This window comes from Floridaenema evergladense BLCC-F167 (assembly GCF_041929205.2).
Taxonomy (GTDB): Bacteria; Cyanobacteriota; Cyanobacteriia; order Cyanobacteriales; family Aerosakkonemataceae; genus Floridanema; species Floridanema evergladense.
The window spans coordinates 3,545,797-3,568,474 of the sequence record NZ_CM171625.1; the positions used below are offsets into that span (position 1 = coordinate 3,545,797).

The 22,678-nt window shown below is 38.4% G+C and carries 22 protein-coding genes; 14 read left to right on the top strand and 8 right to left on the bottom strand.

Going from position 1 to position 22,678, the window contains the following annotated elements; translation table 11 throughout:
* Positions 1-77 precede the first annotated feature (77 nt).
* Together ACE1CA_RS17255 and ACE1CA_RS17260 are read right to left on the bottom strand one after the other, a co-directional pair.
* Positions 78-1,088 (bottom strand): ABC transporter permease, encoded by a 1,011-nt coding sequence (locus tag ACE1CA_RS17255; protein WP_413279763.1) that lies wholly within the window; start codon positions 1,086-1,088, stop codon positions 78-80.
* A gap of 67 nt (positions 1,089-1,155) precedes the next feature.
* A complete protein-coding gene (locus ACE1CA_RS17260; RefSeq protein ID WP_413279764.1) occupies positions 1,156-2,802 on the bottom strand; it encodes an ABC transporter substrate-binding protein in 1,647 nt (548 codons plus the stop codon).
* A 16-nt stretch (positions 2,803-2,818) separates the two neighbouring features.
* Here ACE1CA_RS17260 and ACE1CA_RS17265 point away from each other — a divergent pair, with 16 nt between their 5' ends.
* A complete protein-coding gene (locus ACE1CA_RS17265) occupies positions 2,819-3,397 on the top strand; it encodes a hypothetical protein (RefSeq protein ID WP_413279799.1) in 579 nt (192 codons plus the stop codon).
* Between the two features lie 319 nt (positions 3,398-3,716).
* Here ACE1CA_RS17265 and ACE1CA_RS17270 read toward each other — a convergent pair whose 3' ends face one another.
* On the bottom strand, positions 3,717-5,891 hold the full coding sequence (locus tag ACE1CA_RS17270; RefSeq protein ID WP_486517420.1) for a DNA phosphorothioation-associated putative methyltransferase: 2,175 nt from the start codon (positions 5,889-5,891) through the stop codon (positions 3,717-3,719).
* 34 nt (positions 5,892-5,925) lie between these two features.
* On the opposite strand from ACE1CA_RS17270, the gene ACE1CA_RS17275 reads away from it, so the two are divergent.
* Positions 5,926-7,371: an alpha/beta hydrolase gene (locus ACE1CA_RS17275; protein WP_413279766.1), complete on the top strand. Its 1,446-nt coding sequence runs from the start codon at positions 5,926-5,928 to the stop codon at positions 7,369-7,371.
* A 75-nt stretch (positions 7,372-7,446) separates the two neighbouring features.
* Positions 7,447-7,791 carry a hypothetical protein gene (locus tag ACE1CA_RS17280; RefSeq protein WP_413279767.1) on the top strand — a complete coding sequence of 115 codons (345 nt, stop codon included), beginning with the start codon at positions 7,447-7,449 and terminating at the stop codon, positions 7,789-7,791.
* Between the two features lie 59 nt (positions 7,792-7,850).
* Here ACE1CA_RS17280 and ACE1CA_RS17285 read toward each other — a convergent pair whose 3' ends face one another.
* On the bottom strand, positions 7,851-8,186 hold the full coding sequence (locus ACE1CA_RS17285) for a DUF5615 family PIN-like protein (RefSeq protein ID WP_413279768.1): 336 nt from the start codon (positions 8,184-8,186) through the stop codon (positions 7,851-7,853).
* On the bottom strand, positions 8,155-8,496 hold the full coding sequence (locus tag ACE1CA_RS17290; RefSeq protein ID WP_413279769.1) for a DUF433 domain-containing protein: 342 nt from the start codon (positions 8,494-8,496) through the stop codon (positions 8,155-8,157). Before ACE1CA_RS17290 ends, ACE1CA_RS17285 begins: the two co-directional genes overlap by 32 nt.
* Before the next feature lie 164 nt (positions 8,497-8,660).
* Between ACE1CA_RS17290 and ACE1CA_RS17295 the strand changes: the two genes are divergently transcribed.
* From ACE1CA_RS17295 to ACE1CA_RS17320, 6 genes are all read left to right on the top strand, one after another.
* Positions 8,661-9,155: a DUF4385 domain-containing protein gene (locus ACE1CA_RS17295; RefSeq protein ID WP_413279770.1), complete on the top strand. Its 495-nt coding sequence runs from the start codon at positions 8,661-8,663 to the stop codon at positions 9,153-9,155.
* A 196-nt stretch (positions 9,156-9,351) separates the two neighbouring features.
* Positions 9,352-10,098, top strand: a complete 747-nt coding sequence (locus ACE1CA_RS17300; RefSeq protein WP_413279771.1) for a DUF3891 family protein — start codon at positions 9,352-9,354, stop codon at positions 10,096-10,098.
* 95 nt (positions 10,099-10,193) lie between these two features.
* Positions 10,194-12,371: a Tex family protein gene (locus tag ACE1CA_RS17305; RefSeq protein WP_413279772.1), complete on the top strand. Its 2,178-nt coding sequence runs from the start codon at positions 10,194-10,196 to the stop codon at positions 12,369-12,371.
* A gap of 9 nt (positions 12,372-12,380) precedes the next feature.
* Complete coding sequence (locus ACE1CA_RS17310) at positions 12,381-13,391, top strand: NAD-dependent epimerase (RefSeq protein ID WP_413279773.1); 1,011 nt, start codon at positions 12,381-12,383, stop codon at positions 13,389-13,391.
* 47 nt (positions 13,392-13,438) lie between these two features.
* Entirely contained in the window at positions 13,439-13,876 is a 438-nt protein-coding gene (locus tag ACE1CA_RS17315; protein WP_413279774.1) for a DUF29 domain-containing protein, read from the top strand.
* A gap of 3 nt (positions 13,877-13,879) precedes the next feature.
* Positions 13,880-14,338, top strand: a complete 459-nt coding sequence (locus ACE1CA_RS17320; protein ID WP_413279775.1) for a DUF29 domain-containing protein — start codon at positions 13,880-13,882, stop codon at positions 14,336-14,338.
* On the opposite strand, the gene ACE1CA_RS17325 is transcribed toward ACE1CA_RS17320, so the two are convergent.
* Positions 14,335-14,796, bottom strand: coding sequence for a DUF29 domain-containing protein (locus ACE1CA_RS17325; RefSeq protein WP_413279776.1), 462 nt, complete (start codon positions 14,794-14,796; stop codon positions 14,335-14,337). The two genes, ACE1CA_RS17320 and ACE1CA_RS17325, sit on opposite strands and share 4 nt — an antisense overlap.
* A gap of 157 nt (positions 14,797-14,953) precedes the next feature.
* On the opposite strand from ACE1CA_RS17325, the gene ACE1CA_RS17330 reads away from it, so the two are divergent.
* Positions 14,954-15,268 carry a carbon dioxide-concentrating mechanism protein CcmK gene (locus tag ACE1CA_RS17330; protein WP_413279777.1) on the top strand — a complete coding sequence of 105 codons (315 nt, stop codon included), beginning with the start codon at positions 14,954-14,956 and terminating at the stop codon, positions 15,266-15,268.
* Positions 15,269-15,406: 138 nt separating this feature from the next.
* Here the strand turns inward: ACE1CA_RS17330 and ACE1CA_RS17335 are convergent, their stop codons facing one another.
* Complete coding sequence (locus ACE1CA_RS17335; protein ID WP_413279778.1) at positions 15,407-15,742, bottom strand: XisI protein; 336 nt, start codon at positions 15,740-15,742, stop codon at positions 15,407-15,409.
* Between the two features lie 242 nt (positions 15,743-15,984).
* Between ACE1CA_RS17335 and ACE1CA_RS17340 the strand changes: the two genes are divergently transcribed.
* From ACE1CA_RS17340 to dusB, 4 genes are all read left to right on the top strand, one after another.
* Complete coding sequence (locus ACE1CA_RS17340; protein ID WP_413279779.1) at positions 15,985-18,081, top strand: M3 family metallopeptidase; 2,097 nt, start codon at positions 15,985-15,987, stop codon at positions 18,079-18,081.
* Between the two features lie 122 nt (positions 18,082-18,203).
* The gene (locus tag ACE1CA_RS17345) at positions 18,204-18,668 is read left to right on the top strand and encodes a DUF29 domain-containing protein (protein WP_413279780.1); all 465 of its coding nucleotides are present in this window, start codon (positions 18,204-18,206) and stop codon (positions 18,666-18,668) included.
* Positions 18,669-18,723: 55 nt separating this feature from the next.
* Positions 18,724-18,867 (top strand): hypothetical protein, encoded by a 144-nt coding sequence (locus ACE1CA_RS17350; protein WP_413279781.1) that lies wholly within the window; start codon positions 18,724-18,726, stop codon positions 18,865-18,867.
* A gap of 1 nt (position 18,868) precedes the next feature.
* The gene (dusB, locus tag ACE1CA_RS17355) at positions 18,869-19,936 is read left to right on the top strand and encodes a tRNA dihydrouridine synthase DusB (RefSeq protein WP_413279782.1); all 1,068 of its coding nucleotides are present in this window, start codon (positions 18,869-18,871) and stop codon (positions 19,934-19,936) included.
* A gap of 55 nt (positions 19,937-19,991) precedes the next feature.
* Here dusB and ACE1CA_RS17360 read toward each other — a convergent pair whose 3' ends face one another.
* Positions 19,992-22,634: a GAF domain-containing protein gene (locus ACE1CA_RS17360; RefSeq protein ID WP_413279800.1), complete on the bottom strand. Its 2,643-nt coding sequence runs from the start codon at positions 22,632-22,634 to the stop codon at positions 19,992-19,994.
* Between the last annotated feature and the right edge of the window lie 44 nt (positions 22,635-22,678).

The following is a 22,678-nucleotide window of genomic DNA, read 5'->3' on the forward strand; positions in this document are numbered from 1 at the left end:
ACCACAAATAAACATATATGTACGTTGTTGCGCTTCAGCGCTACATTTTAGCGCTGAAGCGCAACAACGTACTTTATTTACTTATACTGAATTCGGGGATCTAAAAAAGTATAAGATAAATCCACCAATAAGTTAATTAACACAAAAGTTACAGATACAAAAATTACTCCTCCCTGAACAACTGGATAATCTCGCGCTAAAATTCCATCATAAATCCACGAACCAATTCCAGGCCATGAGAAAATTGTTTCGGTTAGAATTGCCCCACCAAGTAACGTCCCAAATTGTAGCCCAACAGTGGTACTAATTGGCAAAAAGGCATTTTTTAAAGCGTGTTTTAAGATAACCAAATATTCAGGAACTCCCTTTGCTTTCGCCGTGCGAATATAATCTTGAGATAATACTTCTAACATCGAACTTCTAGTAATTCTAGCGAGAATTGCTAAAGGAATAGTTCCTAATGTTATGGCTGGTAAAATTAAATGAGATAGGACATCTTGTAAAGTTTTAATATCTAATTTGAGGAGAGAATCAAGAACAAAAAAACCTGTGATTGGTTTAAAGTTAAACCCAGCTTCAACGCTAATTCTGCCGCTAGGAGGTAACAATTGCAAGTTGACGGCAAATAAATAAATTAACAATAATCCTAACCAATAAACTGGCAAAGAAACACCTATTAAAGAACTACTCATTAGCAGGTTATCCAACCAGCTATTTTTCCGAATTGCGGCAAAAATCCCCGCAGGAATTCCCAAAATTAAAGCAATTAACATTGCTGCTACTGATAATTCAAATGTCGCAGGCCAACGAGTTGAAATTTCATCAATAATGGGAATTCCGCTGATGATACTTTTGCCAAAGTCGAAGCGAATTACATTGAACAAAAAGTTAAAATACTGAATTGGTAATGGTTGGTTTAATCCTAATTGCTGTCTTAAGGATTCTACCTGTTCTGGTGTAGCTCTTTCTCCTAATAATACCACTGCTGGATCGCCGGGAATTAAATGCAGCAATGTGAATACTAAAAGGGTGATTCCGATGAGGACTGGGAGGAGACTTAGTAAGCGTTTTAAAATGTATTTAAACATGATTTGGTACGTTGTTGCGCTTCAGCGCTACATTTTAGCGCTAAAGCGCAACAACGTACCTGATTAATTATTGTTTTTGAATTCCAGCAAAATCTTCAGTACCTAAAGGACTGGGAATCCAACCTTGAACGTTTTTTCTTTTAGCTAAAAGTGGTTGAGAATGTACTATTGGTAAACGCACAACTTCTTGAGATAAAATTTCATCAATTTGGGCATAAATTTTCGCCCTTGCTGCTTTATCTCCAGTCGCCCTTCCTTGGTTTAAAAGTTGGATAACTTTGTCGTTTTTCCAACCTCCAATATCTACAGTTCCACCAGGGCCAAAATGCGGATAATAAAAACTATCAGGATCGCCATAATCAGCAGTCCAACCTAACATAAATGCTTGAAATCCAGGGGATTTTTTGCGATCGGCAATATAAGCTGCCCAATCTTTGGTGTTAAGTTTAACTCGAATTCCGATCGCACTCAAATCAGCAGCAAAAGCTTCAGCAATTGGTTTAGGTGTGGGAAAATAAGGACGAGAAACGGGCATATACCAAAGTTCTAAATCAAATCCGTTTGGATAGCCCGCTTGTGTTAGTAATTGTTTGGCTTTTTGGGGATTAGGTTGGGTTTTGGTCAGGTTTTTTGATTGCGCCCAACTTAATATGGAGGGGATAAAATGAGGGGAATTTTCACCTAAGTCTCCCCAAAATGCTTGAACAATTTGTTGTTTGTCAATGGCAAGGTCGATCGCCTGTCTCACCCTCACATCTGACAAAGGTTTGTAACTGGTATTTAGTGCAAGATAGCCTACATTAAATGAGGGACGGGGAACAGCATCTAAATTGCGATCGCTTTGAATTTCTTTAATTTGATCTGGCGCAAGATCGACGGTAAAATCAATTTGTCCGGCGCGAAGTTGGGCTAATCTGGCTGCGGGATCGGTGATAAAACGAATTACTAATTGATTAGTTTTGGGAAAACCTTTTTGCCAGTAATTAGGGTTGTTTGCCAAGGTGACGCGATCGCCAGTTCGCCATTCTTTAAATATAAATGGCCCTGTTCCCACTGCTAAAGAATTGGGAGTACCATAATTAGCGCCAGCTTTTTTAATTGCTGTCGGACTAGCTATGCCAAAAAATCCCGATCCGATCGCCGCAGGAAAAGCTGCAAAAGGTTGTTTTAAAACAAATTGAATTGTTGATTTATCTACTACTTTGAAATCTTGTAATAATGAGTTTGGATCGCCTTTAAATCCGCCAAATATTTGCTGCCAAATTTCATAACTTTTGCCAGCATTGCGATAACTATTCGGGTTTTTCGCATCCCACCATCGTTCCACATTAAATTTCACAGCTTCCGCATCAAAATTTGTGCCATCGTGAAATTTTACACCTGGACGCAGTTTAAAAGTCCAGGTTTTCCCATCAGCGGAAACTGACCAAGAGGTAGCTAAACTCGGTTGCAAATCAGCCGTACTTGGTTTAAATTTTAATAGGCGATCGTAAATTTGTTGTTGTACAATTAACGAGTTACCATCAGTAACATTTCCCGGTTCTAGGTTTACTGGAGAACCCCCGGAACCGTAAACTAATACTTGTTGATTTCCTGTGGAAGTGGTGGGGATAGTTCGATCGCTATTCGGCGTACTTTTACAGTTTGTGATAATGAGAGCGATCGCGCAAACTGCCGTTAAAAAAAATAACCGTCGTCTTTTATAATTGCTCATGTTAATTTCTAAAGATATGAAAGAACTTAAACTAGGAAAATACCTCACTCTCGAAGAGTTTTGTACTTGTACTCAAACTTATCAGAAGTACACCGATAAAATCAATCCTTTTCCCGAAAACTTAGCAGAAACATTACCAGCAATAGAAGCTTTAACACAGTTTATTTTAGAGCCAATAATTAACTATTTTGGAATTGATAAATTTCGGCTAACTTACGGCTTTTGCTCTAAAGATTTGAAGAAATATTTAGCCAAGAAAGACCCAGAAACCGGATTAAAAAATGGTAGAGTTGCGCCAGAAATTGACCAGCATTTAGCTCATGAAATTAATAAAAATGGCAAGTATTACTGTCAAAGGTTGGGTGCTGCTTGTGATTTTTTGATTTTGGGGGTGGGGAGCGATCGCGTTATCGACTGGATTTTAGCACAAAAATTGCCATTTGATTCACTTTATTTTTACGGTGTCGATCGACCAATTCACATTAGTTATGGCCCGCAAAATAAAAAAGAAATTTGGACTTTTACTGCATCAGGACAACCGACAAGAAAGGGAATTGAACATTGGTTAGAGTTAATTAAACAAACTAAGAATTAAATATATTTTAACTACTTATGTAACTATATCTGTTACTTCGTCAAGTATTTTGAGGTATAATTCAATAGTTACCAGTCCCCATGAAATCCAGAAGAGTAATAAAATCATGTTTAAATCTAAGGACTGTACAAGCAATATTTCTTCTGCCTTCTTGCATTAGCTGTTAGCACAACAGACTGGTGTGTAGGCTCAGATCTTGCACTCAAAGGAGGTAGAACCTCCCAGATCCTCGTTCCCAGGTTGAACCTGGGAACGAAAAATGGAGGCTCTGCTCAGGAGTGCAAGATCTGAATAGGGAAAATTTTAACCAAATTTGATTTTATAGTTCATCCTTTCCCCTGCTTTTTCGATTACGTGACTCTTTAGCTGCTTGCGCCAACTTCAACCGATAAGGGTCAGCATTTTTCTGCCAATACAATCGATAATTGCGGATTTCTGCACAATGTTCATCCAAACAACGTTGCCAACCTTTCAGCGTTCTAATACTATTTAAATCATCAAATAATCCCCAGTTTTCTTCTTGTTGGCTGAGTTTGGCGAACTTTTCATAATCTGGATAATCAGGTGTTAAAACTGTTTCTTTCCGATGCCAAAGTGGGGGATCGATTGAATCAGCATAATCTCGATAACTGACGTGCAAATCTCTTAAATCAATGTGCATACTCCTGTGTAAAGCTGGATGAGGATCGGTATCAAAATAGGGATAAAATAGATAGGAAATCTTCGGTTGTTTGGTATGGAATTTGATTAAAGTTGCGCCATCCATTCGACCAATAGTTCTACTAGCGCAACCTTCGTAAATTCTCAAACGATAGTCAAGTTCTGGCAAAGCGGAAACATGAACGTAAAGAGCATTAGCACGTTTGCTACCAATTTTACTAGCTTCACAACATTTATTTATAATGCTTAAATTTCCCAAACTAAACAACATTCCTTCGGCGGATTTTTTGGCGTTTCTATAACTACCAAAAAGTGCTTTGATATCCCTTTGAATAACTGAAGGAATATCTTTTAATTTCGGAGATTCATTAAAATTTTGTAAGGCAAGATAAAGGAGTAAATCTGAGTAACGTTTTTCGGTAATCATTTCCCACTCCTGTTGGTCTGTCGCTTGTAAAATTACTTGAAAAGCACGATTAATTCTGCCAAATTCGGCTTTGATTTCCGCTTCTTGGGGTAATTCTCCTGGTAGGGGAAGACGACCTCTTTCGGTGAAAAATGTCATTAAAGGTTGGAGTAATTCTTGATAGTCTTCAAAGCGTTTATCGATGTATTTAACTCTGGGGGTGGAGAGGCGCGATCGACAACGAGAAGCACGAAAAGCTTCCGCTTGCGTAGGATCGCGGAAAACAAAATAAATTCCTAAAGCAATGGGAATCGAATCTACTTCTAAAACTTGGTCAATATAAACTTTTAACTCTTCTTGTTGGTAATACTTTTGAAAGGTATTTCTCCGAGTAACAAATCCATCGTTATATGCTACTTGACCCCGCCTTTCATCATCAATTAAAACCTGTGCGGAAACAATTAAAATTTGTTTGGTTAATTCCCAAGCTTTTAATAAAGCTTCTCGCCTTTCTTTCTGACATTCAATTACATTAATTACGTAACCAATATTGACAATATCGGCAGCAATAATATGGTTATAAGGAAAGTAATATGGGTCCCATCCATAGCTGACAAAACCTTGTTCAGCAATGCGTTTTACATCTCCGCCATAACCGCAACCATAATCAAAAAAAGTGCTATCTTGATGAAAAATATTTGCTTCTAAAGCTAAACGCACTGGACGAGAAATATCTCGGCGCACCATTGCGGCTCGGTGACGTTGAATTTGGGGGAATAGTAATTGGTAGTTGGTAGTTTGTAGTTGGTAATTGTTTTCTTTAAAGTCTATTTCTTCGCCATTTTCTGTAATGATAAAAATGCGATGATTGCGGATTTCTATACCTTTTTCGTCTAAGCATTGTTGCCAAGCTTTGAGCGTGCCAATAAAGTTGGTTTTGTCAAGAAGTCCTAATATTTCTTCTTGGTGAGTCAATTCGGCAAATTCTGCGTAATTAGGATATTCTTCTGTAACAAAAGTTTCTTTGCGATGGAGAATTGGCGGATTATCAGCAGTAGAATAATTTCGATAGTTAATACTACGATCGTTTAAGTCAACTTGGATACTAGCGTGTAAAGCGGGATGGGGATCTGTGTCGAATTCGGGATAAAATAGAAAAGATATTTTTGATTCGTTGGTGTGAAATTTAACTATGTTCGCTTGGTCAATTTGCCTGTCTACAATTGAGAGGAAACGGTCATAATGAAGACGCAATAAAGGGTCGAGTTTTTCAATAGCCGAAATGTGTACGTAAAGAGCATTGGGTAATTTTTTACCGATCGCACTTTGCAGACAGCAAGATTCGATCGCACCCGGTTCTTCCAAGCGAAAAAGTAGTTCATCGCTGAGACTAAAACTAGTCATTGCTCTCCCTCGATCATCGCTCATTTTGAATAAGAATAACTCTACTTGGGGAATTTAGATGACTCGCAAACGTATATTTTTACTAACAATTGCTATATTATCGATCGCCTTTTCTTGGTGGGGTGTAGCAACTGCACAAAATGGACTGGTAGTACGTTCTTTTTCCCGCGATAACGTACCCATGCTATACGTTGCGCCAAAAAACCAAGACAAAATTCCCGGTGTTTTGGTGGCGCATGGTTTCGCAGGTTCAAAACAGTTAATGTTGGGTTACGCGCACACATTAGCGCACGCTGGATATGGTGTATTATTGTGGGATTTTGGCGGTCATGGTGCTAATTCAACACCGCTAAAATTTGATTCGCTTCAAGAATATATTGATGTTGCAACTGCTACTTTGTTGGAACAACCGCAAATAGATGCGTCGCGTTTAGCTTCCTTGGGTCATTCTATGGGTAGCGGCGCAGTAATTTCTGCCGCAATTAAAGATTCTCAAAGTTTTGCGGCGACGGTTGCGGTTTCGCCTACGGGTAAAGGCGTGACATCTGCGACACCGCACAATCTTCAGCTTCAAGCGGGTAGTTGGGAACCGGGTTTTGTGGCGAATGCAGAAAAATTATTGCAAGCAGCGGGGGGAGAAAATCAAAATTTGGCGACAGGAAAGGGACGAGAATTAATTATTGTTCCTAATGCGGAACATATTACAATTTTGTTTCGGGATGAGAGTCACCAAGCGGCAATTAAATGGTTAAATGCAACTTTTGGGTTGCAAAGTAATAGTAAATATCTCGATCGCAGAATGATTTTTTACGGTTTACACTTATTAGGATGGTTGATTTTATTAGCTGCAATTGCTCCGAAATTGAATTTTGATTCTAATAATCAGAGAGTTTCTTGGTTGAGAAGTTTTGCAGGTTTGTTGGTAGCGCCTTTTGTGGCTAGTGGTTTGCTTTCTGGGTTGGAGGGTGCGATCGAACTCCAAAGTTTAGGCGGTTTATTAGTAGGCGGCGCTTTGGGTATTTGGTTCTTTTTGGCAGGTACAACTTGGCTAATTACTATTTGGAATTTCCCCCGTCCTAAAATTCAAAACTTATACTTTGGTTTCGGACTATTTGCATTACTTTGGCTGGCTTTTGGTGCAATGGCACAAGTAGTCTGGTTACAATGGTGGTTAATTCCCTCACGTTTGTTAGTTTTTCCTATACTTTCTTTAGCTTGTTTACCTTGGTTTTTAGCATCAGAAATCGTGCAACAAAATGCAGGAATAAGCAAACGATTAGCTTGGTGGTTTTGCCAAAGTATTCTCTTAGTTACAGGTTTAATTGTCGCAGTTTCCCTAGTCCCATCACTCAGTTTTATCTATTTGTTATTACCAATATTTCCCCTAGTTTTCGGAGTGCTTGCTTTTGCTGCGGCTCAAGTTAATGATACTTGGACTTATGCTTTAGGAAGTACTTTATTTTTTGGTTGGACGCTTGCTGCTGCTTTTCCCTTAGCTGGGTAGTTATACAATAAGCAAAAATGGTTTTATTGTGGGAGCTAATCCGACATCTTTTACTTAATTCGATAGATTCTAACTATGAAAAAAACAATTAAGTTAATGGCAGACTATGGATGCTATCCATTGTGGTGGGTTGATTCGGAGAAAGTGGGAGCGATCGCTCCATCAGACTTGCCTTTGAGTCAGGAAACCATTAAACAATTAGAAGTTTGGTCAAGTGTATATGATGCTACTTTAAACCATGATTACCCGCCTGACTCCGGTTTTTTAAGTGAACAGGATGCTGAAAACTTTGAACGCCAGGGAATCATTCTTTGGCAGCAACTTTCTCAAGAACTTGCGCCTAATTACGAAGTTTTCTACTTCAGTGAAAAATGTCGTCAACTCTTTACCAATTCAACCCAAATTTCTTCTTTTGTCTAAAAAAATATATGACATAAGCGATCGCCTTCTAGGAATTAATCTAAGTGCGATCGCATTTCCTAAATAAATTCCACGCGATCGCTCATTTCCTCCGGTTCAAGACACTCCCAAATTAAAATTAAAAACCGCAAAATATCGCCAATCGATCGACTATTCTGCTTGCAATATGTAATGCCAGAATGTTCAATTCCAGCTTGATGAAGCCGCAGAAAATCATCGTCCTGAGTAAAAATTACCCGACTTTGGGACAAGGCAAATGCTAGTTGTACCTCATCAGAAGCACCAATCAGTCCTACTTCTGGCGAAGTTGTTACATCAATTTCACGCCTTCGTAAACCATCTGCAATCGCACCATTAACATTTTCATCCAAGTGAAATCGAATCGTTTGTGTCATTTCGATCCCTTAATTTTTGTCGAAGTAAAGACGGAGTTTTAGCCTCCATCTCTCTAGCAAAGGCTTCACCTTCTTCAATTTGTTGTCTAATTTCTTGTAAATGATCGTGATAATAAGCCAAAGCAGCATATACATCAGCTAAAGTAATACTTGGATAATGATACACAATTTCGTCGGGAGACATTCCCATTCTTTCGTGCCAAATAACAATATCCTGCACTTTAATTCGATGTCCGGCAATACGTGGTTTACCGCCACAAACACCAGGAGTTATTTCAATATGTTCGGAGATTATCGGTTGAATAGTCATCTTTGCTTATTACCTGACGATCGGCAATTTTTAAACATATTTAATTATGGCACTTTTGGCGATTTTTAACAAATTTAGTTATCATTGATTTGCGATCTACGGGAATGATAGCGATCGCACTCCTCAAATAAAGAAAAATTCAACTTTTGAAAGAGGTGAAAATAATGGCTTTTGATTACAATTTGGATTTTAAAAACCTCGATTTTCGCTCCTCACCCGAACTTTACCGAGTTGGCAAAGGCGAACAAGGAGTACTTTTAGTCGAACCTTATAAATCTGAAATTCTTCCCTATTGGCGCTTTAAAACTCCCGAAATTGCTAAAGAATCTAGCGAAAAAATCTACCAAATGTTTCTTGAATTTTTGGGACAAAATGATTTTGTTGGCGCAGATATGGCGCGAAAGTTTCTGCAAATGGGTTACACGCGATCGCGCCGATATGCTAATCATAAAAGTGGTAGGAAATATCAGAAAAATCCGCAAAAAGAAAGCACTAAAGAAGCTCAGTTAGCAGCGAGAAAAAATATCCTCCCCAATGAAGTCGATCCCATAAAAGCTGAATCTGCGGCAATATTTAAAGAAAAATGGATATTGGCAAAAACCAATGAAAAATATTTACAACTTTTACAAAAGCATAAGCAGTTGTACGAAAACGAATAAGATAAGATTCATAGCTATTTCCTGGGATAGGTTGACTAAAAATGCGATCTCAGTTATGAGTTTTATATAATATGAAATTTCCTGGTTGTTTAGTAAACAAAAAATCATTCTTTCTACAGAGGTTGTCCTAAAAATACAACAATTACAATTTTACAGTGGCAATTTTGCTAAATAAACTAAGGAGTTAAGAAAATCTATGATTGCTAACCAATATGAGAAAGGTTGGGAAATAATTTATCATCGTGCTCATGCTTTATTGGCGGCGCAAATTGCGGGAAATTGGCGCAAAAGCGATCGTCCCAGACGCATTGTAGAAACAGTAGCAGCGATTTCTCATCACGATGATTTAGAAAAGGAATGGGAAGGCAATCACTTAACAGAAGTTGGCACACCTTTAGACTTTACGCTGATTAAAGGAGTGCCTACAAAAGTAGACATAGAAAAACTGCGAGAATTAACTAACAATGCTCGCTATCGCGGACGTTGGGTAGCAATGTTAATTTCGATGCACGTCAGCTTTTTAACTGAAGGAAATCGGGGACAATTATCAGAGTTAGATAGTTTTTTAGATGAACAATTACAAAATCAAAAGCAATGGCAGGAAGAGTTAGGAATTAGCAAAGAAGAAGCAACACAAACTTATGCTTTTTTCCAGTTGTGCGATCGCCTTTCCCTCATCCTTTGTAATCATCAATTACCAGCAGGTGAACGGATTTTAGAAATTGGCAAAGATGCCGAAGGTCAACGTTATGATGTAATTCAAAAACAAGATCAAACTGTGTATGTAAAACCTTGGCCTTTTGAAGAGGAAAAGTTTACAGTTAATGTGGAAGCAACTTACTTAAATCAAGTAGTATTTGATAACAACAACGCTTTAACACAAGCGTTGCAAGTTGCACCAATAAAAACTCTAGAGTGGACTTTTGCCAACTCATCAGATTAATCGCAAACAATCTTAATTAATTTAGAAGTTGCCAAACATTTGTTACTCTAGAAGATGACTAAAGTTATCTGACTGGTAACGGTTGAATAGATTCGATGTTGAACATTCCGCAACTTCTCGCACAAGAACTTTCTCTCGCACCTTCGCAAGTGCAAAATGCACTGGATCTCCTCGCCGAAGGTGCGACAATTCCCTTCATTGCACGCTATCGTAAAGAACGTACTGGCACACTTGATGAGATTCAACTTCGCAATATTTCCGATCGCTTTACCTACCTCACAGAATTAGAAGCAAGAAAAACGACAATTTTAGATGCGATCGCTTCTCAAGGCAAACTAACTGATGAATTAAAAGCTAAAATCGAATCTTGTTTACAAAAAAATGAATTAGAAGACCTTTATTTACCTTATAAACCTAAGCGTCGAACTCGCGCCACAATTGCTAGAGAAAAAGGTTTAGAACCTTTAGCAGAATTTATTAAATCTTTGAACGATCGCAACGCCAAACCTACATCTTTAGAAACAGAAGCAGCAAAATATATTTCCGAAGAAAAGGGAGTAAAAACTGCTGAAGATGCGCTCAAAGGTGCTTCTGATATTTTAGCCGAAGAAGTGGCAGAAAAAGCAGAATTGCGTGCTTACTTGCGCGAATACTTTTTAGAAGAAGGTGTCTTTGTTTCGCGAATTAAAGATGAACATCCCGAAGGAAGCACCAAATTTGAAATGTATCGCAATTACCAAATTCCGGTAAGAAATATTGCGCCTCACAATATGTTGGCATTGTTGCGGGGTGAAAGTGAAGGAATTTTAGATTTAAACTTAGCTTTTGACGAGTCTGTTGTTCTGTCTTACCTGGAATATCAAAACATTAAAACTAAGATTCTCCAGGTAAAACAATTTTACCAAGAAATGCTCAAAGATGCGTTCAATCGGTTAATGAAAACTTCTTTAATTACCGAAGTTCGTACCGAGAAGAAAGGTTTTGCTGATTTAGAATCAATTAAAACTTTTGAAAGTAATTTGCGGGAATTGTTGTTATCTTCTCCTGCGGGAATGAAACCAACTTTAGCGATCGATCCGGGATTTCGCACAGGTTGTAAAGTTGCAGTCCTCTCTGAGACAGGCAAATTTTTGGAATATCAAGCAATTTTTCCTCATCAAAGTGCAGCACAACGCACCCAAGCAGCTAACACTTTGAAAAGTTTAATTCAAAAGTACAACATTGAATTAATTGCGATCGGAAACGGTACAGCTTCCCGTGAAACAGATGAATTTGTTGCAGAAGTTTTAAAAGATAGCGATCGCCAACCAATCAAAGTTATAGTAAACGAATCAGGCGCATCAATTTATTCTGCTTCCGATGTCGCAATCTCAGAATTTCCCGATCTTGATGTTACCGTAAGAGGAGCAATTAGTATTGGAAGGCGTTTACAAGACCCTTTAGCAGAACTAGTAAAAATCGACCCCAAATCGATCGGTGTCGGACAATATCAACACGATGTAGACCAAAAATTGCTCAAGAAAAAATTAGATGAAACTGTAGAAAGTTGCGTTAACTATGTTGGTGTAGACTTGAATACCGCATCTAAAGAATTGCTGACTTTTGTTTCTGGAATGACACCAACAGTCGCCAAGAATGTTGTTAGTTACCGGAACGAAAATGGCGCATTCAAAAATCGTCGCCAATTGTTAAAAGTACCCAAATTAGGGCCAAAAGCTTTTGAACAAGCAGCAGGTTTTTTAAGAATACGTGGGAGCGAAAATCCTTTAGATAATACTGCTGTACATCCTGAGAGTTATGGAGTCGTAGAGGCGATCGCTAAAGACCTCAACGTACCTCTCAATAATATCACCCAAATAGCCGAAAAACTTAAAACAACTGACCTAAAAAAATATGTCACTGAAACAGTTGGATTACCCACATTACGCGACATTTTTTCCGAGTTAGAAAAACCTGGAAGAGATCCCCGTGCGGAATTCAAATATGCTACCTTTAAAGAAGGAATCAAAGAAATTTCCGACTTAAAAGTTGGAATGGAATTAGAAGGAATTATCACCAATGTTGCTAACTTTGGCGCATTTGTAGATATTGGCGTGCATCAAGACGGTTTAGTGCATATTTCTCAACTTGCCGATCGCTTTGTCAAAGATCCTAAAGAAATAGTCAAAGTCGGACAAGTTGTGAAAGTGCAAGTTATGGAAGTAAATGAAAAATTGAAGCGAATTAGCTTATCAATGAAAGCCGTTAATCAAGCTAGTGCTGGCAGAAAATAAGGAGAATATATGGCGAAAATTTTAGTTACTGGAGTAGCAGGATTTGTGGGTTTTTTTGTTGCCCAAAAATTGTTAGATAGAGGAGATGAAATCATCGGATTAGATAACATCAATGATTACTATGATGTAAATCTTAAATATGCCAGATTAGCACAATTAGAAGGCAGACCTAACTTTACATTTTATAAGTTAGATTTAGCCGATCGCGAAGGTATGGAAAACCTTTTTGTCGAACATCAATTTGATAAAGTAGCGCATTTAGCTGCTCAAGCAGGAGTTCGCTACTCCTTAAAAAATCCCCATGTTTATGTTAACAGTAACTTAGTTGGTTTTATCAACATATTAGAAGGTTGTCGCCATCAAAATATCCAACATTTACTATTTGCTTCCAGCAGTTCTGTTTATGGTGCAAATACAAAAATGCCATTCTCCGCTCACGATAATGTAGACCATCCAGTGAGCCTTTATGCTGCTACAAAAAAAGCTAATGAATTAATGGCTCACACTTACAGTCATTTGTTTAATTTACCCACAACTGGACTAAGATTTTTTACCGTTTATGGCCCTTGGGGTCGTCCAGATATGGCATTATTTACATTCACCAAAGCGATTTTATCAGGCAAGCCAATTGATGTATTTAACTATGGAAAAATGCGGCGAGATTTTACTTATGTTGATGATATTGCAGAAGGAGTAATTCGCACTTTAGATAAAATCCCAGAACCCAACCCCGAATGGTCAGGAGAAAACCCAGATCCTAGTGCAAGTAAAGCACCTTATAAAATTTATAATATAGGCAACAATCAACCTGTAGAATTAATTCGGTTTATTGAAGTTTTAGAAGATTGTTTAGGGATTAAAGCCGAAAAAAATATGTTACCTTTGCAACCAGGAGATGTGTTAGCAACCTACGCAGACGTAGATGATTTAGCTAGAGATGTAGGCTTTAAACCCAGCACACCGATCGAAATAGGAATTGATAAATTTGTGAAATGGTATCGCTCTTATTACAAAGTTTAAATTCACCAGAAAATCTAACAAAAAATGAAATTTTTGGAGAATTTCAAATGGTCAATAACCTCTATAATTCTGACTATGATGCCTGGGTAGCAGAACAAATTCAACACTTAAAGTTTAAAGCTTTAGAAAAGTTAGATATTGACCATTTGATTTCCGAATTAGAAGGAATGGGAAAAAGCGACCGACGTTCCTTAGAAAGCAACTTACGGATTTTACTAGCTCATCTTTTGAAATGGAAATATCAACCAGAAAAGCGATCGGGAAGTTGGCGAGGTTCAATCAAAGAACATCGTCGTCGTTGCCTCAAAATTTTATCCGACAGTCCCAGTTTAAAAAATCATTTAATTACTATTTTAAATGAGTGTTATACAGATGCCAAAGATTTAGCCGCAACAGAAACAGAATTATCTTGCGAAACTTTTCCAAATGATTGTCCATTTTTAATTGATGAAATTTTAGACCCTGAGTTTCTCCCAGAAAATTAGCCAATGAATCCCATCCCAAAAACCACAACCAGTTTATATAAAACCGATTTTGTCGCCTGGACTGAACAGACAGCAAAGTTAATTAATGCTAGAGAATTTTCTCAGGTAGATTGGGAAGCAGTAGTGGAGGAAATTGAAAGCTTGGGAAAGTCCGATCGCCGCGAATTAAAAAGCCGTTTAGAGGTATTATTACAACACTTACTCAAATGGCAATATCAATCTAATTTACAAAGTAGCTCTTGGCAAAATACAATTTACGAACAACGAAATCGCATCCTAGACTTGTTAACAGATAGTCCCAGCCTTCAACCATATTTAACCGAAGTTTTACCTGAGTCTTACCATCGAGGCAAAAAAGCAGCAAGTAATGAAACTAAACTACCAATAAACACTTTTCCTGCTGATTGTCCTTATTCAATTGATGAAATACTTGACTGGGAATTTTTACCAGAAGCTATCTAAAACTCTTCCTCTAACTCAATACTTGGTTCGCCGGGATAAAAGCGATCGTTCAAAATATCCTCCCACACATAACCGCAAACAGAAGGAAAAGTTTTGTAAGGCAAATTAGTTTCCATCACCGCTAAATCTTTGCCATTTTCATAAGCTTCCGGTAAAATTTCTAGCAAGTAAGGTTTCAAACTAGGATTATCTCGCATTAACCTTAAAATATCACGCCTTTGAACTCGAATTGTTGCCAACCAACTCCGACTACGCCGTTCCCTTTGATATTCCCACTTTAATAAATGACCAATCAAAATACTCAAACGATTTCGTAGTTCTTGACGTTGTTGTTTTCCCAAAGATTCAACTTCCTCAATTAAATTTGCTAAATCTAACTTTTGCCACTCTTGGTGGCGCAGTAACTCAGCTTGTTCTTGTGTCCAAGCATAAAAATCTACTTCATAAAGATTAGACATCGTTAACTTATCACTCAATTCAGTATATTTTTCTTAAGCAATGGTAACAGTTTACAAAATCTTCTTATTACTATGAGAAATTTACTTGCTGATTTAATCGGTCATTCAAAGTACAATTAGTGTCGAGTATGCCATTAATTATTTTGGGAGTCTTACGATGCCAGCAGCGGTCGGTATGGTTGAAGTCAAGGGTCTTCCTCCAGCTTTAGCAGTGGCAGATGCGATGGTGAAAGCCGCCCGTGTGACACTTGTCGGTATGGAGAAAGTTAGTAGCGCCCGTTACACTCTCATTGTCCGAGGAGATGTAGCCGAGGTAACAACATCTGTAGAAGCAGGAGTAAGGGCAGTAGCCTCAGTCAACACTGAAGAACAGTTATTACTTTCCTATCACGTAATTCCTCGCCCTGATGCTAATGTCGAGACTGTACTAATTCGCAACAGTCGGGAAGTTGAAGCATACCTTCGGGCTTGACAAAATTAGTTTTTAATTGTTAGTTGTTAGCCTTTAGTCGAATTTCCAAAAAACCTTGTAGAGACGTTATATATAACGTCTCTACAAGGTTTTCAGGTAATGCACCTTTAACTTCTGGAAATGTCTATTGAATAGAGATTAAGCTATAGCATATCCTGTATACTGTCGCACATTAGGTGCATGAAAAGCCAAAACAATTTTATCTTTTGGAATGCCTGCGGCAACAAGTTCATTTGTAATTCCATCTTCAATTCCGTCTCTTTGAATCCAAATTTTATCATTAATGATTTCGACGTGAACAACACAACCATGAACTCTACGTTTGCCGTCCCAACCTGCTACCATGATGAGAAAATTATTGCGATCGCGATCGATAATTAATTTACTTTCAAGTTCTCCATGACTGTAAGAAATGCGATGATGTGCGTCTAAAATACGTTCAATAATATTCCGATATTCTTCTACTCTATCCATTGGACAATCTCCTCTTTTTTTGGGTTGAATATAATCAACTTAATATTGCTATTCCTTTGTATTTAGTCTATTTATTATTAACCATATTATATCCAAAAACCGGAATGTGAAACAATCCCCAGTAAATTTAAAGTTTCATCGCTACCATATCAAAAATAGTTTCTGAATTTCTTGCCTAAAATTTACTCTTGATGGTAATTTACGTTAACCTAAAGTAAAGAGACTTTAGTAACAGCTAAACTATGATTGCCAATACCATTACCGATAATCCACTTTTAATTGGCAAAGGATTACCTCCCTTCGATGCCATTAAGCCAGAACAAGTAGAACCTGCATTTGCCGAATTGCTAACCAAATTAGAAGCAGAACTCGCTCAATTAGAAGCTAATGTTCAGCCCACTTGGAGTGGCTTAGTTGAACCCTTAGACCATTTGAACGACCCTCTAAGATGGAGTTGGGGAGTAGTAGGTCATTTAATGGGAGTAAAAAATAGCCCCGAACTGCGCCAAGCCTACGAAAATGTGCAACCAAAAGTTGTCCAATTTTGGAACAAACTCAGCCAAAGTAAACCCCTCTACGAAGCATTTAAAGCTTTGCGCCAAAGCGAAGATTGGGATAAATTACAACCAGCACAACAGCGAATTGTAGAATCAGCAATTAAAGATGCTGAACTTTCTGGCGTAGGTTTAGAAGGTGAAGAAAAAGAGCGTTTTAATGCCATTGAATTAGAATTAGCCGAACTAGGAACTAAATTTTCTAATCATGTTTTAGATGCCACCAAAGCTTTTAGTTTGACCCTCAAAACTAAAGAAGAAATTGATGGCTTGCCTCCCAGTTTACTTAGTTTAGCTGCTCAAGCTGCCCGTGCTGCCGGAGAAGAAAACGCCACTCCAGAAAATGGCCCTTGGCGGATTACTTTAGATTTTCCCAGCTATGTTCCGTTCATGCAACATAGCACTAGACGCGATTTGCGAGAACAACTTTATCGCGCTTTTATTAGTCGTGCTTCCAGTGGCGAACTAAACAATTATCCTTTAATTGAACGCATTTTAGAATTACGAAAAGAACAAGCTGGCATCCTTGGCTTTAACAATTATGCTGAGTTAAGTTTAGCCAAAAAAATGGCTCCCAACGTTGATGCAGTAGAAGCTTTGTTGGAAGAATTGCGTTTAGCTAGTTACGATGCTGCTGTGAAAGATTTGGCAGAATTAAAAGCTTTTGCTGCTTCTAAGAATGCCCCTGAAGCTAACGACTTTAAACACTGGGATATTAGTTTTTGGTCAGAACGGCAACGGGAAGAAAAATATGCGTTCAACGCTGAAGAATTGCGACCTTATTTTCCATTACCGCAAGTATTAGATGGGTTATTTTCTTTAGCAAAACGGCTATTTGGTGTAACTATTACTGCTGCTGATGGTACTGCCCCGGTTTGGCATGAAGATGTGCGTTATTTCCAAGTAGCTGATGAGACAGGAAACCCCATAGCCTACTTTTATTTAGACCCCTACAGTCGCCCCGCCGAAAAACGTGGTGGTGCCTGGATGGATGAGTGTATTGTGCGGGCAAAAATTAGGGAAGCTGGCACAGAAACTACTCGTTTGCCAGTGGCTTATTTAGTTTGCAATCAAACTCCGCCTGTGGATGGTAAACCTAGTTTAATGACTTTTATGGAAGTGGAAACTTTATTCCATGAATTTGGTCATGGTTTACAACATTTGCTCACCAAAGTAGATTATCCGGGAGCAGCTGGAATTAATAATATTGAATGGGATGCGGTTGAATTGCCGAGTCAATTTATGGAGAATTGGTGTTACGATCGCAACACCCTATTCAATATGGCAAAGCATTACGAAACAGGCGAACCTTTGCCAGAACATTATTACCAAAAACTCTTGGCAGCACGCAATTACATGAGTGGTAGTGCCACATTGCGCCAAATTCACTTTAGCCTTTTGGATATTGAATTGCACGATCGCTATCAACCCGGAGGCGCAGAAAAAGTTACCGATGTCCGAAACCGCCTCGCCAAAACCACCACAGTCATCTCTCCCTTACCCGAAGACGCATTTTTGTGCGCCTTCAATCACATCTTTGGTGGTGGTTACGCTGCTGGATATTACAGCTACAAATGGGCAGAAGTCCTCAGTGCCGATGCCTTCTCCGCCTTTGAAGAAGCAGGGTTAGAAAATGAACCTGCCATCACCGAAACAGGCAAACTTTTCCGCGAAACAGTCCTCGCATTAGGTGGTAGTAAACACCCAATGGAAATATTTAAAGCTTTCCGAGGTAGAGAACCAAATACCGAAGCTTTACTCCGGCATACTGGGTTGAAAAGCTAGTTTTGGGGACTAGGGACTAGGGATTGGGGACTGGGATTTTTCTAATGTCCGTTTGATTATCCATAATGTTTTGTAGAGATGTTATATATAACGTCTCTACAAAGTTTGTAAGGAAAAATCTGATGATACCTGAAATTACTCAATCATCATTGTACGATCGCGATTTTGCCCTGTGGTTAGAAGACACCGCAGCAAAATTAAAAGCGCGAGATATTCACAACTTAGATTGGGATAACTTGGTTGAGGAAATAGAAGCTTTGGGAATTTCACAAAAGCATGAAGTAGAAAGTCGTTTAAAAACAATTTTGACTCACATTCTCAAACGGTGTTACGTACCTTTACCCGATTGTTTTCGCGGTTGGCAAGTTACCATTCGCACCCAGCGAAATGATTTAAATCGACTTTTGAAAAAAGCCCCAAGCTTACGCAATCATTTACTAGCAGAATTTGAGGAGATTTATCAAGAAGCGCTTTCCGAAGTAGAAGAAGAATATCCCGAAACTAAGTTTCCACAAACGTGGCAATTTAGTAACGATTTGCAGGCAATTTTAACAGAAATATTGTGGCAAAATGAAGATGAGCTATGATTCGTTAGGGAAGTCGATGTTTTCATAAAGTTCAGCAATTAAATGCGATCGCTATTTGACCGCAGAAGAATTGTTGGCTAAATATCGGGAGAGATTCGGCGAATTACCAGCATCAGAAAGTATAATTATCTGTATGGGATGGCTGCGCGATCGCACGTACAACAATTACAATAGAACAACAAGACAGCCTCGAATTTAAAATGATTTCTCTATCTCCAAATTTACAAGCAAGACTATCAACACCTTTAAAAATTGGCACTTTTGCAGTTAAAAGTCGGGTGCTTCAATCACCCTTATCCGGTGTTACGGACTTAGTATTTCGCCGCTTAGTACGTCGTTACGCCCCAGACTCAATGATGTACACCGAAATGGTTAACGCCACAGGTTTACATTATGTTAAACAACTACCTCAAATTATGGAAGTAGACCCAGGCGAACGACCAATTAGTATTCAATTATTTGATTGTCGCCCAGATTTTTTAGCTGAAGCAGCTATTAAAGCAGTGGAAGAAGGCGCAGATACGGTAGATATTAATATGGGTTGTCCGGTTAATAAAATTACCAAAAATGGGGGCGGTTCTTCCTTATTAAGACAACCAGAAGTAGCCGAAGCAATTGTGCGAGAAGTTGTGAAAGCTGTGAACGTTCCCGTAACAGTTAAAACTCGCATTGGTTGGTCGGATAAAGAGATTACTATTTTAGAATTTGCTAAACGCATGGAAGATGCTGGCGCACAAATGATTACCGTACATGGTAGGACTCGCGCCCAAGGTTACACTGGTTCGGCAAAATGGGAATGGATAGGCAAAGTTAAGGAAGTTTTGTCAATTCCGGTGATTGGAAATGGCGATATTTTTTCTGTGGAAGCTGCCGTTCGTTGCTTGGAAGAAACGGGCGCAGATGGGGTAATGTGTTCTAGAGGAACGCTAGGTTATCCTTTTTTAGTTGGCGAAGTTGATTACTTTTTGAAAACGGGAAAATTGAAGGAACCACCAACGGCAATTGAAAGATTAGAATGTGCTAAAGATCATTTACAAGCACTGTGGGAATATAAAGGAGAAAGGGGAATTCGCCAAGCTAGAAAACACATGACTTGGTATGCTAAAGGTTTTCCCAATGCTTCAGAATTGCGCGGACAATTGAGTGTAATTGAAAGTTTAGACCAGGGTTTAGAGGTGATAAATAAAGCTATTGATTACCTACAAACCCTTGGTGATGTAGCTAATTGGCAATTAACAGAAAAAGACTTCCAGCTAGTGGCAATTTAAACTCATCTAGATCGCTAGATCCCCGACTTCTTGAAGAAATCGGGGATCTAAATGACTATTTTTCTGTTAAACTCCAAACCCCATCATCCCATTTGGTTGCTAATTCTTCATCGTGTGTCAACCAATATTGACAACGTTCTAAATACATTTCAGATGCTTTGTCTTTCATTTTTCTGCTATTCATTTCTTCAACAATTTTGCCGAATTCATTTTGTGCTAATCTAAATTCTTGCAGCAAGTAATATTCTCTTCCTTTGTGGTAAATGTCTATTTGTTGTTTTTTCCAGTCTGGAACTGAATTTACATTTTCTGTCAAACAGACTAATTCAAAAATTGAAACTGGTTGAGTTTTGCCTTTGACACGAATCAGATCTAATTCTCGGCAATAGATTTCTGAGGCACATTTTCCAAAGGTATATTGACTGATAATAATATCGCAACCGTATTGTTTACTGGCACTTTCTAAACGGGAACCTAAGTTAACACCATCTCCGATCGAAGTCAGTTCCATCCGTTGCGAAGAACCAATATTACCGCTAATTACTACGTCGGAATTTATGCCAATACCAATCTTAATTTCTTGCAAATTGTTCTGGCGGCGAGTTGTATTAAATTCGGCTAAACGGTGACGCATTTCTAATGCGGTTTTTGTCGCCATTAAAGCATGATCTTCCAAGGGTACAAAAGCACCAAAAACTGCCATGATAGCATCACCAATGTATTTGTCTAATGTGCCTCTATGTAGAAATACAGCTTCTACCATTAACTCGAAATATTCATTCAGCATTTGTACCACTTCTTCGGCTTGCATACTTTCTGTTAGAGTGGTGTAACTGCGAATATCTGAGAAGAGAACGGAAACTTCTTTGCGATCGCCTCCCATCTTGAAATCATCGCCTCTAGCTAACAATTGTTCCGCTACTTCTTGAGTCATGTAACGATACATTGTACTCTTCAATCGCTTCTCATGACTAATATCATCCATCACCACTAAAGCGCCACGAACTTTACTCTCATCATTCACATCTACAATGGTATTTATTGACAGGTTGACGCTATGTTTTTCGTCCTTGATTGACTGTAAAACTTGGTCTGGATAATACTGTTGGCGCTTTCTCTCTTCAACTGCTTCTAAAGCTGCTTGGAACCAAGAACGAAATTTATTATCCTCTTCTGGTTTTAGTACTTCCTGTTGTAGCCCAACATTACCATAAATTTTCACTAATTCCCAAGCAGGTTTTCCTTCCACTTTTTCATTTTCACTCAAGCCTAACAATTTTTTAGCACTTTCATTGGCAGCAATTACACAACCTGCTTTATCGGTAGAAAGCACTCCATTTGACAAGCTGCGGAGAATGTCACGCTGCATTTGCTGTTGTTGTTTTACTTCATCAAACAACTTGGCATTTTGTAATGCTACACCAGCTTGAATATTAAAAATTTGCATGAATTCTTGGTCGGTGCGATTAAAACTCGCTTTCCAACATTCTGGTGCTTCCGGCCAATTACTAGCATTATATTCCGGCCAGTCTCCTTGTTTTTTCTTGTTAATTAATTGGGTAACACCTATTAATTCGCCATCAGCATTAAATACTGGCATACACAACATACTACAGGTACGATAACCTGTTTTCTTATCAGTTTCTTTGGAAACTACGGAACGAGGATCGTTATAAAGATCGAAAGGAATCATTAATGGTTCGCCTGACTCTGCTACCATTCCTGCAAAACCTGCTGTTCTGGAAATTCGCACTTCTTTTAATTCACCACCAATCAGAATTTTTGTCCATAATTGTTCTTTTTCTTGATCGATTAACCATAAGGTACTACGATCGGCATTCATCAATTTTTTCGCTTCATCCATCACCCGTTTTAGGGTTTCTTCTAAGTCTAAGCTACTTTGACTTAGTGCTTGGTTAGCTTTCATTAAAGCATCAGCAGCGCGTTGTTTTTGCGTCGCTACATAGAACGATCGCGAACTTTCTAAAATCAACTGGATTGAAGGAGCAAATTCTTCAAAAACTATTTCATCTTCTTTGGTAAATCCTGCTAGATTGATGCGGTCTTTTAAGGGAACTTCTGGATTATTTGCGGATTTTAATTTATTAAGTAATTGGACAACTGCAACTAAATCTCCATTTTCATTTAACAGCGGTAAAGCTAACATTGTATATGTCCGATAACCTGTTTTTTCATAGGTTTTTTTAGATTCTCCAGAACGAGGATCGTCAAAAAAGTCATAAGGGATGTTGACTACTTTCTTGAAAGTAGCTACCTCGCCTGCAATACCTTTATCCGCAGGTATGCGAATTTCTAAAGTGCCAACGCCATCATCTTTGGCTAAGATTGACCATAATTCGTTTTTTTCTTCATCTAATAAAAATATTGTCGTGCGATCGGCTGCCAGTAATTCTCCTGTTTTTAAGGTAATACTACTCAACATTTCTTGCAGCACATTTTCCATACCCTCACTATGAATTACCATTGTCAGGGTATCTTTTACTGTACTAAGTTTTTGGTGAACTTCTTTAACTGCTTCCTGAAAAGATTGTTTATTTAAAGGAGCTAAAAATGTGGAAAATGAGCCTCTAGTTGTAACTAATGTACCTCCGGGATTACGATGATTTTCCGAAGAATTTCTAGCATTAATTTCTGGCTGAATTGGCTTACTTTCCTCTTCAGCTAATTCATTTCCCATTATTTCTGAATTAATAGTATTGTTGATTTCGCTATCAACTATAT